Source organism: Stutzerimonas stutzeri (assembly GCF_002890915.1).
Classification (GTDB): domain Bacteria; phylum Pseudomonadota; class Gammaproteobacteria; order Pseudomonadales; family Pseudomonadaceae; genus Stutzerimonas; species Stutzerimonas stutzeri_AF.
In genome coordinates, this window is the sequence record NZ_POUT01000015.1 from 53726 (window position 1) to 69076 (window position 15351).

At 67.6% G+C, this 15351-nt stretch carries 10 protein-coding genes; 6 read left to right on the forward strand and 4 right to left on the reverse strand.

Annotation, left to right across the window (positions count from 1 at the left end):
• The first annotated feature begins 48 nt into the window (after positions 1 to 48).
• The 5 genes from parE (at position 49) to CXK94_RS19905 (ending at position 6595) form a co-directional block, all read left to right on the forward strand.
• The gene (gene parE, locus CXK94_RS19885; protein WP_102895596.1) at positions 49 to 1935 is read left to right on the forward strand and encodes a DNA topoisomerase IV subunit B; all 1887 of its coding nucleotides are present in this window, start codon (positions 49 to 51) and stop codon (positions 1933 to 1935) included.
• Positions 1932 to 2915 carry an esterase-like activity of phytase family protein gene (locus CXK94_RS19890; RefSeq protein WP_102895597.1) on the forward strand — a complete coding sequence of 328 codons (984 nt, stop codon included), beginning with the start codon at positions 1932 to 1934 and terminating at the stop codon, positions 2913 to 2915. The genes parE and CXK94_RS19890 overlap by 4 nt, the downstream gene beginning before the upstream one ends.
• Positions 2912 to 3439, forward strand: coding sequence for a retropepsin-like aspartic protease family protein (locus CXK94_RS19895; protein ID WP_102895598.1), 528 nt, complete (start codon positions 2912 to 2914; stop codon positions 3437 to 3439). Before CXK94_RS19890 ends, CXK94_RS19895 begins: the two co-directional genes overlap by 4 nt.
• A complete protein-coding gene (gene parC / locus CXK94_RS19900; RefSeq protein WP_102895599.1) occupies positions 3436 to 5691 on the forward strand; it encodes a DNA topoisomerase IV subunit A in 2256 nt (751 codons plus the stop codon). Before CXK94_RS19895 ends, parC begins: the two co-directional genes overlap by 4 nt.
• Before the next feature lie 199 nt (positions 5692 to 5890).
• The gene (locus CXK94_RS19905) at positions 5891 to 6595 is read left to right on the forward strand and encodes a PqiC family protein (RefSeq protein WP_037042705.1); all 705 of its coding nucleotides are present in this window, start codon (positions 5891 to 5893) and stop codon (positions 6593 to 6595) included.
• A 273-nt stretch (positions 6596 to 6868) separates the two neighbouring features.
• Here the strand turns inward: CXK94_RS19905 and CXK94_RS19910 are convergent, their stop codons facing one another.
• Positions 6869 to 8401: an AhpA/YtjB family protein gene (locus CXK94_RS19910; RefSeq protein WP_037042669.1), complete on the reverse strand. Its 1533-nt coding sequence runs from the start codon at positions 8399 to 8401 to the stop codon at positions 6869 to 6871.
• 186 nt (positions 8402 to 8587) lie between these two features.
• On the opposite strand from CXK94_RS19910, the gene serB reads away from it, so the two are divergent.
• Entirely contained in the window at positions 8588 to 9802 is a 1215-nt protein-coding gene (serB, locus tag CXK94_RS19915; protein WP_102895600.1) for a phosphoserine phosphatase SerB, read from the forward strand.
• A gap of 130 nt (positions 9803 to 9932) precedes the next feature.
• Here the strand turns inward: serB and CXK94_RS19920 are convergent, their stop codons facing one another.
• The 3 genes from CXK94_RS19920 to CXK94_RS19930 all read right to left on the reverse strand — a co-directional run bounded on the left by CXK94_RS19920 (position 9933) and on the right by CXK94_RS19930 (position 15325).
• A complete protein-coding gene (locus CXK94_RS19920) occupies positions 9933 to 11006 on the reverse strand; it encodes an NAD(P)-dependent alcohol dehydrogenase (protein ID WP_102895601.1) in 1074 nt (357 codons plus the stop codon).
• Positions 11007 to 11362: 356 nt separating this feature from the next.
• Positions 11363 to 13429 (reverse strand): GGDEF/EAL domain-containing response regulator, encoded by a 2067-nt coding sequence (locus tag CXK94_RS19925; protein ID WP_102895602.1) that lies wholly within the window; start codon positions 13427 to 13429, stop codon positions 11363 to 11365.
• Between the two features lie 60 nt (positions 13430 to 13489).
• Entirely contained in the window at positions 13490 to 15325 is a 1836-nt protein-coding gene (locus CXK94_RS19930; RefSeq protein WP_102895603.1) for a molecular chaperone, read from the reverse strand.
• Positions 15326 to 15351 lie beyond the last annotated feature (26 nt).

The following is a 15351-nucleotide window of genomic DNA, read 5'->3' on the forward strand; positions in this document are numbered from 1 at the left end:
CGGCCCGCACGGGCCGATCGTTCAGAACATAAGGACAGTGCCAGACAGATGTCGTATACCGCAGAAGCCATCGAGGTCCTCTCCGGCCTCGATCCGGTGCGCAAGCGCCCGGGCATGTACACCGACACCACGCGGCCCAACCACCTGGCCCAGGAAGTCATCGACAACAGTGTCGACGAGGCCCTCGCCGGGCATGCCCGTTCGGTCCAGGTGATCCTGCACCAGGACAATTCGCTGGAAGTGATCGACGATGGCCGCGGCATGCCGGTGGACATCCACCCGGAAGAGGGCGTGCCGGGCGTCGAGCTGATCCTCACCAAGCTGCATGCCGGCGGCAAGTTCTCCAACAAGAACTACCAGTTCTCCGGCGGCCTGCACGGGGTCGGTATCTCGGTGGTCAACGCGCTGTCGACGCGGGTGGTGGTAACCGTCAAGCGCGACGGCAACGAGTACCGCATGAGCTTCGCCGACGGCTTCAAGGCCAGCGATCTGGAAATCGTCGGCAGCGTTGGCAAGCGCAACACCGGCACCAGCGTGCAGTTCTGGGCCGACCCGAAATATTTCGACTCGCCGAAGTTCTCCATCAGCCGCCTCAAGCACGTGCTCAAGGCCAAGGCCGTGCTGTGCCCGGGGCTGAGCGTCAGCTTCGAGGACAAGAGCACCGGCGAGAAGGTCGAGTGGCATTACGAGGATGGCCTGCGCTCGTACCTGGTCGATTCGGTCAGCGACTTCGTCCGCCTGCCCGACGAGCCCTTCGTCGGCGCGCTGGCCGGCAACACCGAGGCCGTGGACTGGGCGCTGCTGTGGCTACCCGAGGGTGGCGACAGCGTCCAGGAAAGCTATGTCAACCTGATCCCCACCGCCCAGGGCGGTACCCATGTCAACGGCCTGCGCCAGGGGCTGCTGGATGCCATGCGCGAATTCTGCGAGTTCCGCAACCTGCTGCCGCGCGGCGTGAAGCTGGCGCCCGAGGACATCTGGGAGCGTATCGCCTTCGTCCTCTCGATGAAGATGCAGGAACCGCAGTTCTCCGGGCAGACCAAGGAGCGGCTGTCCTCACGCGAGGCCGCGGCGTTCGTATCCGGCGTGGTCAAGGACGCCTTCAGCCTCTGGCTCAACGCCCATCCGGAGCTCGGCCTGCAGTTGGCCGAACTGGCGATCAGCAACGCCGGGCGCCGCCTCAAGGCGGGCAAGAAGGTCGAGCGCAAGAAGATCACCCAGGGCCCGGCGCTGCCGGGCAAGCTGGCCGACTGCGCCGGGCAGGACCCGATGCGTGCCGAGCTGTTCCTGGTCGAGGGCGATTCGGCCGGCGGCTCGGCCAAGCAGGCGCGGGACAAGGAATTCCAGGCGATCATGCCGCTGCGCGGGAAGATCCTCAACACCTGGGAAGTGGACGGCGGCGAGGTGCTCGCCAGCCAGGAGGTCCACGACATCGCCGTGGCCATCGGCGTCGACCCCGGTGCCGCCGACCTCGCGCAACTGCGCTACGGCAAGATCTGCATCCTCGCCGACGCCGACTCCGATGGCCTGCACATCGCCACGCTGCTCTGCGCGCTGTTCGTCCAGCACTTCCGCCCGCTGGTGGAGGCCGGGCACGTCTACGTCGCCATGCCGCCGCTGTATCGCATCGACCTGGGCAAGGACATCTTCTATGCGCTCGACGAAGCCGAGCGCGACGGCATCCTCGAGCGCCTGGTGGCCGAGAAGCGTCGCGGCAAGCCGCAGGTGACGCGCTTCAAGGGCCTCGGCGAGATGAACCCGCCGCAGCTGCGCGAGACCACCATGGACCCCAACACCCGCCGGCTGGTGCAGTTGACCCTGGACGACGTCGACAATACCCGCGAGATCATGGACATGCTGCTGGCCAAGAAGCGCGCCGGCGACCGCAAGAGCTGGCTCGAATCCAAGGGCAACCTGGCCGAGGTGCTGGTTTGATCCGCCGCTGGCTTGCGCTTTTGTGCCTCGCTGCGGCGCCGCTGTACGCCAGCGACGCACCGGTGGAACTGAAGCTGCTCAGCGAGCATCCGTTGGAAGGCATGCCCGCCGGCAACCTCTCTGGCCTGGCCTGGTGCGGCGATGCGCTGTGGGCCGTGTCCGATCGCCAGGACGACCAGCTGTTCCGTCTGGATACCAGCACCACGCCCTGGCAGGCCGAGGCGGAGCGCTTCGAGTTGCCGCCGCCAGCGAACAGCGGCTTGCCCTGGGGCATGCGCATGCGCGCCTGGGCCAGCGGCCAGGTGCGCGGCGGGCAGATGGACTTCGAAGGGCTCAGCTGCGACGCCCTGGGCAACCGCTATCTGGTCAGCGAGGCCCATGCCGCGGTGCTTCAGGTAAGTCCGGCCGGTACCGCGCAATGGCTGCCGTTGCCCGATTCGCTGGTGCGCCAGGCGCGCGCCAGCGGCATGCTGCTGCACTTCAACGCGATGCTCGAAGGTATTGCCGTCGACCCGAATGCCGAACGCCTGTGGCTGGCCGCCGAGCGCGAGCGCCGCGGGTTACTGGTGCTGCATCGTCAGCAGAGCAGCTGGCAATGCACCGGCAGCTGCGTGCTGATGTCCGAAGGTGGCAGCGAACTGCCGCCGGCGGCACTGGGGGACACGCCGGTGTCGCGCAGTTTCTCGGCGCTGTCGTTCTTCGACGGCAAGCTGTTCGTCCTGGAACCGTCTGCCTACCGGCTCTGCCGGCGCGACCCTGCCAGTGGAGCGGTCGAGCGCTGCTGGTCGTTCGCCGCCGAGGCGCTGACCGAGGAACGCCGCTACTCGGCGCCCTACGGCAACGTCGAAGCCCTCTGGGTCGATGCCGAGGGCGCCTGGATCGGCGTCGACAACAATGGCATGCGGCGTGGCGACGGCGAGAAGCGCCCGGTCGTCTGGCGCTTCGCCGCGCCCGCGGGCGGCTGGAGCGCCCAGCGGTGAACCAGCCGGCGGGCCGCCGCGCCGGGCGCGTGATGCTGGTGCTGGCCTGGGGCGCCGGCCTGTTCCTGGCCACGCGCTTCTTCGCCGAATGGGAGGAGGGGCGCCTGAATCCCAATCGCGAGCCGGTCTCGCAGATGCAGGGCGGGCAGATCGAGGTGCAGCTGGCCGGCAACGTCCAGGGGCACTTCGTCGCCAGCGGCAAGATCAACGGCGAGCCGGTCACCTTCCTGCTCGACACCGGCGCTACCGACGTCGCGGTACCGGCTGAGCTGGCCGAGCGGCTGGGCCTGCAGCGTGGCGCGCCGGTGATGCTGCACACCGCCAACGGCCAGACCACCGGCTACCGCACGGTGCTGAACCGCCTCACGCTCGGCGACATCGTCCTGCGTGACGTGCGCGCCATCGTCGCCCCCGGTTTTCGCAGCGAACAGGTGCTGCTCGGCATGAGCGCCCTGAAACAACTTGAATTCACCCAGCGCGCCGGCACCCTGGTGCTGCGCCAGCATGTAACGGATCGACCATGAGCGAACCCCTCGACCTGAGCCTGGACGGCGTGGAGCGGCGCTCCCTCGCCGACTTCACCGAGCAGGCCTACCTCAACTATTCCATGTACGTGATCATGGATCGCGCGCTGCCGCACATCGGCGACGGCTTGAAGCCCGTGCAGCGGCGCATCGTCTATGCCATGAGCGAACTCGGCCTGAACGCCGACGCCAAGCACAAGAAGTCGGCGCGCACCGTCGGCGACGTGCTCGGCAAGTTCCACCCGCACGGCGACAGCGCCTGCTACGAAGCCATGGTGCTGATGGCGCAGCCGTTCAGCTACCGCTACCCGCTGGTCGACGGCCAGGGCAACTGGGGTGCGCCGGACGATCCCAAGTCCTTCGCCGCGATGCGCTACACCGAGGCGCGGCTGTCGCGCTATTCCGAGGTGCTGCTCTCCGAGCTCGGCCAGGGCACGGTGGACTGGGTGCCGAACTTCGACGGCACCCTGGACGAGCCGGCGACCCTGCCGGCGCGCCTGCCCAACCTGCTGCTCAACGGCACTACCGGCATCGCCGTGGGCATGGCCACCGACGTGCCGCCGCACAACCTGCGCGAGGTCGCCAGCGCCTGCGTGCGCCTGCTCGATGAGCCCGGCGCCACGGTCGAGCAGCTCTGCGAGCACGTGCAGGGGCCGGACTACCCGACCGAGGCGGAGATCGTCACGCCGCGCGCCGACCTGCTGAAGATCTACGAAAGCGGCCGCGGCTCGGTGCGCATGCGCGCCGTATACCGGGTCGAGGACGGCGATATCGTGGTCACCGCGCTGCCGCACCAGGTGTCCGGCGCCAAGATCCTCGAGCAGATCGCCGGGCAGATGCAGGCCAAGAAGCTGCCGATGGTCGCCGACCTGCGCGACGAATCCGATCACGAGAACCCCTGCCGCATCGTCATCATCCCGCGCTCCAACCGGGTCGACGTCGAGGCGCTGATGCAGCACCTGTTCGCCACCACCGACCTGGAGTCCAGCTACCGGGTCAACACCAACGTCATCGGCCTCGATGGCCGGCCACAGGTGAAGAACCTGCGGGTGCTGCTCAGCGAATGGCTGACCTATCGCATCGGCACCGTGCGCCGCCGCCTGCAGTTCCGCCTGGACAAGGTCGAGAAGCGCCTGCACCTGTTGGAAGGCCTGTTGGTGGCCTTCCTCAACCTCGACGAGGTGATCCACATCATCCGCACCGAGGACCAGCCCAAGCCGGTGTTGATGGCGCGTTTCGAACTCTCCGAGCTGCAGGCCGACTACATCCTCGACACCCGCCTGCGCCAACTGGCGCGGCTGGAGGAAATGAAGATCCGTGGCGAGCAGGACGAGCTGGCCAAGGAGCGCGAGAAACTGCTGGCGCTGCTCGGCAGCGAAGCCAAGCTGAAGAAGCTGGTGCGCAAGGAGCTGCTGGAAGACGCCGAGACCTACGGCGACGAGCGCCGTTCGCCGATCGTCGCGCGGGCCGAGGCCCGTGCGCTGGCGGAAAACGAGCTGCTGCCGTCCGAGCCAGTCACCGTGGTGATTTCCGAGAAGGGCTGGGCGCGTTGCGCCAAGGGCCACGACATCGACGCCACGGGCCTGTCCTACAAGGCCGGCGACAGCTTCAAGGCAGCCGCCGCCGGACGCTCGAACCAGTACGCGGTGTTCATCGACTCGACCGGGCGCAGCTATTCGCTGGCGGCGCATTCGCTGCCGTCGGCGCGTGGTCAGGGCGAGCCGCTCACCGGTCGCCTGACCCCGCCGCCGGGTGCCGGCTTCGAATGCGTGCTGCTGCCCGAGGATGAGGCGCTCTACGTGATCGCCTCGGATGCCGGCTACGGCTTCGTGGTCAAGGGTGAGGACCTGCAGGCCAAGAACAAGGCCGGCAAGGCGCTGCTCTCGCTACCGTCCGGCGCCCGGGTGGTCGCGCCGCGGCCGCTGGCCAGCCGCGACGAGGACTGGCTGGCGGCGGTGACCACCGAAGGCCGCCTGCTGGTGTTCCCGGTGCGCGACCTGCCGCAGCTGGGCAAGGGCAAGGGCAACAAGATCATCGGCATCCCCGGCGAGCGGGTCGCCAGTCGCGAGGAATACCTGGTCGACCTCGCCGTGCTGCCGTCCGGCGCGACCCTGCTCCTGCAGGCCGGCAAGCGCACGCTGTCGCTCAGGGCCGAGGACCTGGAGCACTACAAGGGCGAGCGCGGACGGCGGGGCAACAAGCTGCCACGTGGCTTCCAGCGCGTCGAAAAGCTGCTGGTGGAAACCTGCTGATGTGTTTTGGCGCTGGAATCGGTGACCGGTTTCACGGAAGATAGCCCCCTTTCCAGCCCGAGATTGCTTTGGCAGGGTTTAAACCCTGTTCGACGGGCTCTCGATTGATCAACGCGGCGTTGGTGGATGCCTCTGCATGAGGCATCGGCGTGTGCCTGAAGAGGCGGCGTATGGCCTGGATCGTGGTGTTATGAAGGTAATGAAGAACGTGTTGCGTGCTCCGATTGTTCTACTGCTGGCCAGCATCGGTCTGACGGGCTGCATCGGCCTGCAGCCGGCGCCCATGTACCGCCTGGACAGCGGCGCCTCCGAGGTGCCGGAGCGGACCGATGGCGCCGCGGTACTGCTGGAGCCGGTCACCCTGGCCGATTACCTGCAGCGCGATGCGCTGTTGCAGCGTCTGGCCGACGGCAGCCTGGCCGCCGATGCGCAGAAGGCGCGCTGGGCGGGCAGCCTGAAGGCCGACGTCGACCAGTTGCTGCTGCGCCAGCTGGCCTGGCGGCTGAACACCCAGAGCCTGGTACTCGGCCCCGCCGACGAAGGGTTCGCCCCGGATGTGCAGGTCGAGCTGTCGATCACCCGCCTGGATTCCGGCCCGCAATACCCGGCGGTGCTCGAGGCACAGTGGCGCCTGCGGGACAAGGCCGGCAAGCACCTGGGCAACCGTCTGGTGCGCCTGCAGGAAGAGCATTTGGGCAGCACCGCCGACCAGGTGCGGGCGCAGAGCGTGCTGTTGCAGCGGCTGAGCGAAATGCTGGCGGGAGCGATCGAGCCGGCGCTGGCCGCCAAGACGCCGCCCAAGCGTAGCGCCAAGGCACCGGCGAGCAAATCCGCCGAGGCACAGACGCCACGGATTCCGGCAGTCGAACCGATCCGCACCGACATGGAAGTGTTCCGCTTCTGACGAGCGAACCCGAACCCTGGCATGGCCCCGCGCAGGTGCGCTTCGCGCGCCGCATGCAGCGGGGGCCGGCGCTTCGCGGAGCGCACCCTACGGAAAGTCCGGGCGTGTGGCAGGCGGTTCGCGAGCATGGCTCGCTCCTACGGATGACCCCTCGGACTTGTAGGCGCCGGCTTGCTGGCGATCCGGCGCAAACGGGGCGTCATGCAGGGTGCGCTCCGCGCACCGAATGCAGTGCGGCCCTGGCAGGTTCGGCGGGTTGCAACCCGCCCTGCGTCAGCTGACGCGATTGCGCAGCTCGTGCATGCGCGCCAGCTGGCGTTCGAGCAGCGAAGGGTAGGGCTCCAGCAGGCGCTCGACGCAGCAGGCGCCTTCCGGGCTGGCGATCGGGCGGATGCGTGCGCGTTGCTGGATCAGGCGGTCTTCGCTGATGCCGTGTTCCACCAGCAGCAGGTTGCGGCTGTGCAGCGACAGGGCCAGGGCCGCCTGGGCCGGCTCGCTGAGCAGCAGGTCGCCCTGGCCGAGATCGAACAGCCCTTCACCCTGGGTAAGGCCGAGCTGCAGCTGCAGGGTGATGCCGCTGTCGGCGACCTCGATCTGCAGTGCATGGCCGAGGGCGCGCATCAGCTCGCCGCAGCAGATCGCGTGGGTCAGATAGTTCTGCTCGTCGTCCTGGCTGTGGAACAGCATCAGGCTGCTGCCGTCGTTGAGCGTGTGCAGCTCGGCCTGATAGAGCGTGGCCGCCTGCTGCAGGCAGTCGCGATAGCGTTGCAGCAGTTCGGTCAGGCGCGCCCGCGGCAGGCGCCGCAGCTGATCCTGGGCACCCAGCTGGATCGCCAGCACGGCGCTGCGCGTCGGGCTTGGCGGCGCTGCCGGCAGCGCTGGCGTGGCAGGCGTCGGCGCGATGGCGAAGGCGTCTTCGTCCAGCGCCTCCGCTTCATCGTAGGGGGCTGCGGCTGGCCGCATGGACGGTTGCGGTCGGCCATCGTCCAGGTCGATGTCGAAGCGCTCGAGCTGCGGCTCGGGGCGATGCTCGTCGAAGGGATTGTCCTCCTCGTCCTGGGCGAAGCAGTCGGCGTCCAGGGCGTCGCTGAGGTCCAGCTCCGGTTCGGGTTTTTCCGGCACCAGGCGTGCCTGCAGCTGGCGCGCAAGGTCGCCGATCTCGTCCTGGCGACCGGCACCGGGGGCAGGGTCGTCGGGGTCGCGCAGCCACAGGCGCAGCTGCATCAGCGGCGTCGACAGCTGTCGGCCGAGGCGCATGCTCAGGGTCAGCGCCAAGGCCAGCAGGATCAGGCTGAGCAGCCCCATGCTCTGCAGGCTGATGGTCATCGGCTGCTGGAATTGGCGCATGTCCAGGCTGACGCGCAGGTGCCCGGCGATCACTTCCTGGAAACTGATCGGGGTCGAGTAGAGCCCGCTGTCGTCACCGAGCAGCCCCTGCTGCGGGCGCGAACCGGATTCGGCGAGCACCCGGTTGTCCACGCTGTAGATCGCGGCGTGGGCGACCAGCGGGTTCTTCACCAGGTTGCTCAGCAGCACGTTGAGGCTGAGGATGTCGTTGGCCACCAGCAGGTCGGTGGCCGAGGCGGCAGTCTGGGTCACCAGGCTCTGGCCGAGGGCGTCGGCCTGCTGCTCCATGGCATGCTTGAACTGCATGCCGATCACCCACGCATAGATGACCAGCGCCAGCGCCACCAGCAGCAGCGTATGGCTGGCGATACGTAGCACCAGCGGCACGCGGTGCTGGCGCAGTGCGCGATAGATCATCAGGAAGAAATTGTCTGGCTTTACGGATGCGGGCCGGTTCACAGAGCGCGGCTCTTCTCGTCGGGAAATTGTCGAGCAGTATACGGAAAGCGCAGGAGGCGCTGAAGGTCTCCTGTTGCAAGCTGACGAATTGCTTCGTGGCGCTGCGCCGGACTGCGGCGGTTCTCCAGCGCTCCGGCCAGCTGAGGTAGAATGCCCGCCTTCATAGCCTGCCATGGGAGCTGCGCCTTGCGCGAAATCGTCCTGATCAACATCACCGGGGAAGATCGCCCCGGGCTGACGGCGGCCATCACCGGCGTGCTCGCCCAGGGTGGCGTGAACATCCTCGATATCGGCCAGGCGGTGATCCACGACACCCTGTCGTTCGGCATCCTGATCGAGATCCCGGACAACGAGCGCGCATCCTCCGTGCTCAAGGACGTGCTGTTCATGGGCTACAAGCACGACCAGCAGGTGCGCTTCACCCCGGTGTCCGAGGCCGACTACCAGCACTGGGTGGCCGGGCAGGGCAAGCCCCGGCACATCGTCACGCTGCTGACGCGCAAGGTCACCGCCGAACAGCTGCAGCGCGTCAGTGCGATCACCGCCAAGTACGGGCTGAACATCGACCATATCGAGCGGCTTTCCGGGCGCCGGCCGCTGGACATGCCCGAGGAGCAGGGCAAGGGCTGCATCGAGTTCTCGGTGCGCGGCGAGCCGGCGGACACCGCGGCGCTGCGGGCGGAGTTCCTCAGCGTGGCGCAGGAATTGAACGTCGACATCGCCTTCCAGCGCGACTCGGTCTACCGGCGCAACCGGCGCCTGGCGGTGTTCGACATGGATTCGACGCTGATCGAGGCCGAGGTCATCGACGAGCTGGCCAAGGCCGCCGGCGTCGGCGAACAGGTCTCGGCGATCACCGAGCGCGCGATGCGCGGCGAGCTGGATTTCCGCGCCAGCTTCAAGGAACGCCTGGCCTTGCTGGAAGGGCTTTCCGAAGACGTGCTGGCGGGCATCGGCGCCAGCCTGCGGCTGACCGAGGGCGCCGAGGTGCTGTTCGCCGAGCTCAAGCGGCTGGGCTACAAGACGGCGATCCTGTCCGGCGGCTTCAGCTACTTCGCCAAGCAGCTGCAGGCCAAGCTGGGCATCGACTACGTGTTCGCCAACGAGCTGCAGATCGTGAACGGCAAGGTGACCGGCGTGGCCGTCGAGCCCATCGTCGATGCCCAGCGCAAGGCCGATCTGCTGCGCGAGCTGGCCGAGCGCGAGGGCCTGTGCCTGGAGCAGACCATCGCTGTCGGCGACGGCGCCAACGACCTGCCGATGCTCGGCCTGGCTGGCCTGGGCGTCGCCTTCCGCGCCAAGCCGCTGGTCAAGCAGTCGGCCAAGCAGGCGATTTCCACCCTGGGGCTGGACGGCATTCTCTATCTGCTGGGCTTCAGGGATCGGGACGGGACGGAATAAGAGCAGGATGTAGGTTGGGTTGAGCGCACGCAGCGAAGCCCAACGCGCGGAGCATCAGGCATCGCTTGGGCATGAGTTGGGCTTCGGCGCTTCGCGCCTCAACCCAACCTACGTTCTACGGCGCCCGTCTTCAGGGCTTGATCGCTACTTTCAGCACGCCATCGCGCTGGTTGGCGAACAGCTCGTAGGCCTCGCCGATATCGCCCAGTGCGTACTGGTGGGTGACCAGCGGGCCGAAGTCGACGCGTCCGGAGGCCACCACGTTGAGCAGGCGGCGCATGCGCTCCTTGCCGCCAGGGCACAGCGAGGTGACGATCTTGTTGTCGCCGAGGCCGGCATGGAAGGCGCCCAGCGGAATGGTCAGGTCGCTGGAATAGACGCCCAGGCTGGACAGCGTGCCGCCCGGCTTGAGCACCCGCAGCGCGTTTTCGAAGGTCGACTGCAGCCCCAGCGCCTCGATCGAGGCGTCCGCGCCGCGCCCGCCGGTGAGCTTGAGCACTTCCTCGACCACGTCCACGTTGCGGAAATTCAAGGTGACGTCGGCACCCATCTGCCGGGCGATATCGAGCCGGGCATCGACGCCGTCCACCGCGATGATGGTGCCGGCGCCGCGCAGCCTGGCGCCGGCGGTGGCGCAGAGCCCGATCGGGCCCTGGGCGAAGATCACCACGATGTCGCCGATCTTGATGTTGGCCGCCTCGGCGCCGGCAAAGCCGGTGGACATGATGTCCGGGCACATCAGTACCTGTTCGTCGGTGAGGCCGTCCGGCACCGGTGCCAGGTTGGCCTGGGCGTCGGGCACCAGCACGTATTCGGCCTGGGTGCCGTCGATGGTGTTGCCGAAACGCCAGCCGCCCATGGGCTTGTAGCCATGGCAGGCGCAGCCGCCATCCTGCGAGGCGAGCCCGTCCTGGCAGGCGTAGGAGGTGAAGCTCGGGCAGATCGCCCCGGCGATCACGCGCTGGCCTTCCTGGTAGCCCTTCACGTTGCTGCCGAGCTTCTCGATGATGCCCACCGGCTCGTGGCCGATGGTCAGGCCCGGGGCCACCGGATACTCGCCCTTGAGGATGTGCACGTCGGTGCCGCAGATGGTGGTGGTGGTGATGCGCAGCAGGGCGTCGTTGGGGCCGATCTCGGGGATCGGCTTGTCCTGCAGTTCGATGCGGCCCGGTTCGACGAACACGGCGGCTTTCATCATGGCCATGGTGCGGACTCCTCTTCGGAATGGAAGGCGTCCGGACACTCTAGGGTCTGCTCCCGTTTCGTCGCAAGCCGCGTTGCTGCGTCAAATGGCGCCAGGCAAGGCGCGGGACGCAGGTAATGGTGATCCCTTGCCAAGTCCCGCAACGCCGCATGGCGCCATTTGCCGCGCAACCCTTCGGGCCGGGCCTGTTTTTGCGCGATGCGGCGTTACTCGTCGCTTATTTGGAATGACCAAACTTCGCTCCTCGTGCCTTGCTTCGCGCAAAAACAGGCTCCGGCGCGGCCGCGGACGAAGCGGGAACAGACCCTGGTCCAGCGGTGTGGCCGAAGGATGACCTCGATCAAGCGGCGGGCGGATCACTCCTCGTCGGAGGAGAAGTCGTAGTCCATCGACTGGCTGGGGCCTTGCAGGTAATGCCCCTGGATGTAGCTGACGCCGGCCTGCCAGAGCGTGGCGAGCACCGTGGCGCTCTCGACGAAGGGCACGATGCTCTGCCGGTGCTGCGCGTGCAGGTCGGCCAGCAGCGTCTTCAGTGCTTCCTGGTTTTCCTGGCGGGACAGGTCCTGGGTATAGGAGCCGTCGACCTTGATGAATTCGGCGTTCAGGTGCTTGAGCGTGTTGAACGGGTTGAGCACGCAGCCGAACTGGGCCAGGGCGACGCGACAGCCGAGGTTGCCCAGCCCCTGCGCCAGGATCTTGGCCGGCTTGAGATAGGCCACCGCATCGGGCTCGCCGAATTCGAACACCAGCGAGTCGCCGGGCAGGCGCGATGCCTTCAGCACCACGCCGAGCCAGGGCAGCAGGCTCGGGTCCTGCAGGCTGGCGGCGGACAGGTGCAGGAACAGGCGGGTGCTGTGGCCCTTGGCGCGGTGCTCGGCGAGCAGCTTGATCGAGTTGAGGATCACCCAGCGGTCGATCTTGGTCGCCAGCCCGGCATCGCTGGCGGCGCCGAGGAACTCGGCCGGCGGCACTTCCGTGCCCTGCGGATCGAGCAGGCGCAGCAGCACTTCGTAGTGTTCGAAGCTGTCGCCGCGCAGGCTGATGATCGGCTGGAACAGCAGGCGGAAGCTGTTCTTCTCCAGCGCCTGCTGCAGCATGGCGACGATGTTGCCGCGGCTGGCGGCGGCGGCCAGCTCGTCGGCGGGGTTGTAGAGCTTCAGCGCGTTGCCGTCACCGAGTTCGTCGGCACAGCGGTGCGCGCGCTCGATGGCGTCCTGGGCCTTGGCCGTCTTCTCGTCGAGGCCGGCGACGCCGATGCTGAAAGTGGTCTGCACGGTGCGCCCGCCGATGTCGAGCAGATGCCCTTCGACCTTGGCCAGCAGCTTGCGCAGTTCCGGCTCGGCCTGCTGTGGCGTCACGCCGGGTTGCAGGGCGGTGAAGACGTCGTCGGCGAAGCGTGCCAGCTGCGTGCCGGCCGGAAAGTGCGCGCGCAGCAGGGTGGCCAACTGGCCGAGCAGTTGATCCGAATCGGCCAGGCCGATCTCCGCCTGCAGTGCGGCGAAGCGGTCGACGCGGATATAGGCGAGGCTGGCGCTCTGCCCGGCATTGACCGCGCGTTCGACGGCAGCGTCCATCACCTCGAGGAAGGCGTTGCGATTGAGCAGGCCGGTCACCGGGTCCTGGCTGCTGATCTCGCGCAGCTTCTGCAGTTCGGCGCTGTCGTTTTCGGCGCGGATCACCACCTGGATGCAGGGCTCGCCGTCATAGGCGGCCGGCGAGAAGTGCATGCGTGTCTTGAGGCTCTCGCCGTCGGCGCGGATGCCGCTGCAGGCCAGTTCGGCGTTGCCTTCGAGGGTCTGGTAGTTCTTCAGGAAGGTCTTGAAGGCGGACTGGTCGGTGGCGCCGATCAGGTCGATCATCGGCATGCCTTCGAGGTCTTCGACGTCTTCGTAGCCGAACATCTCGAGATAGGCGCGGTTGGCATAGATGTGCATGCCGTCGTGGACGTAGGCGATGGCATCGACCGAGCTGTCGAGCAGCAGCTGGCAACGTTTCTCGGCCTCGCGCAGCGCGACTTCGGCCGAGCGGCGCGCGCGGCGCTCTTCGAGGTTGGCCAGCTCGCGGTTGGCGACCAGGATCAGCCACTCGTCCTCGCCCTGCGGCAGGGCATCCTGGGCGCCGAGCATGAGTGCTTCGGTGATGGCTTCGGCGTCGTTGCCCGCGGTGAGCTGGATGACCGGGATGTCCTTGGCCTGCCGGCGAATGGCGCCGATGACCTCGCTGGGATCGAGGTTCTCGCTGTGCGGCGCGTTGATCAGCAGGTCCCAGGTCTGCTTCAGCGCTTCGGCCAGATCATCGCTGGACGTGAGGCGATGCACCCGGGTGGCCTGCCCGGCATTGCGGAACAGGCTGACCAGACGCTCGGCTTCGTTCTGCGAGTCTTCGAGAATCAGCAGGCGGATGGTTTTCTTTTGCAGGGCCATGGCGACAGCTTAAAGGCGCGCCGAATGGGCGCGGGCAGGCGAGAGTGCAGAGTCGGCAATCTACAGTGACTTCCAGAGGGAGTCAAAATCTTCATCCCCACTCGCCGTGTGGCTTCCCCAGGCTGTGACAGGCGTCTCTCGCTCGCGCGGCAGCTGCCCGAGCGCGCGATATTCGAACTGATTGTAGTTGCCGGTGTGCGCGCGACGGCGGCTGAGTACGGCACGCTGCTGCTCGCCATTGTGATTGATCTGCACCTTGTGGCCTTCCTGGAACGGCAGGCGCGGTGCGATCAGCATCGGCGGTTGCGAGATGGCGCCGATCGCCGGCAGCAGCAGGGCGCGCAGGTACTCGCTGCCCTGGTCGGCCTTGCGCAGCAGGCGCAGGCCGCAGGGTTGCGCCTGGGGCGCGAGCAGTTCGACGCCCATCTGCGTGCCGCCGCCGCGCACCTGGCGAATCCAGCGCACCACGGCGATACTCCAGGCCTTTGCGCTGTTTTCGCGCAGCCCGAGCAGCTCGCCGGCCTGCAACTGCCCGGGCACCTCGCCGGGCCAGGCCAGGCAATAGCCGCCGGGGCTGTGGTCGATCGACTGGACCTCGAACAGCGGGTAGCTCTCGGCGGATACCGCCCGGGCGACCGGTTCGGCCTCGCTCTTCGGCCTGCTCGGCGTGCCGGCCTGCTGCAGGTTGGGGCGGACGAACTCGATATGGTCGTGCGCGAGCAGGGGGGCGGCGCTGGGGTTCTGTGCATCGAAGGCGGTCGCCCAGATGTCGGGCGCGTCGTTGTGCAGCCTGAACACCGCGCAATTGGAGGTTTCCGGCAGCTCCAGGACTTCATTGAACGAGCGCTGCCCGGCCAGTTGGTAGTGCAGCGCGCTCATGCCGATGCACAGGGTCAGGCTGCCCTGGGCCGGAATGCGCGGGAAGCTGCGCTCGGAAATGTCGCCCCAGGCCGAACTCAGGTGGCGCAGCAGGTCGTCGTCCAGGCCCCTGGCGGCCGGCAGGCGCGTCAGCTCACGGTTGTCGGCGGACAGGCGCAGGTGTTCCTCGAGCCGTTCGAGCAGCGGGCGTGGATCGATGCCGAGCATGCGCCGGGTGTCCTCGACGGCGAACAGCGAGCGGTAGCGCGGCGGTCCGTCGACCTGCGGCGAGAAGAGGAGCAGGCTGTTCGCTGCCGTTGCCGGCTGCAGGCTGACCAGCGCGCTCCACGCCTCCAGCGCCGCCGCCAGCCTAGTGATGTTCTGCTGGCGCAACTGGTTGCAGCGCGCGCACCCCAGCAGCAGCGTGGCCAGGTAGCTCTGCTCGGCGCTCAGTCCCTGGGCATGCCGGGCGAGCGGGTCGCGCAATAGAAGACGCTCCGTGCTCTGCTCCACCGCCAGTTGATAGAGCTGGTGCAGTTCCAGCCACAAGCCCTGGGGGGCGGGGCCATAGAGCTGCATCGAGCGCAGCAGCAGCGCGCCAAGGCTGTGGATGGCGCGTTGCAGGGCGACGGCGAGCAGTTGCTGCCGGTCATGCCCGGGCTGGGAGGCCACGCGCACGACGATCAGCTTGTAGCCGACGGCGAGATGGTTCTGCAGCGCTTGGCACAGCCCGGCGACCTTGCGCGGTCGTTCGCCGAGCACGATGGGCTGGTTGAGATAGTGCTTTTCCAGGTGCTTGCAGACGAAGTGCACGTCCGGGCGCAGCAGCTCCAGCAACTGCAGCCGGGTTTCCGACGGCAGGCGCAACTGGTTGAGTTCGATCAGGGCCTGATAGAGCAGGCGTGCGGTTTCGCCGAGATTGGCCTTCGGCAGGGCGGCCAGCCAGGTGCTCATGCCGCGTGCGCTGGCGTCGCAGAAGGACAGGGTCTGCCGGGTTGGCGCGGGCACGCGCAGCAGATGATGGCTCTGTCTATCCAAAACGGGTGGGCTCCGCGACGTCTCAG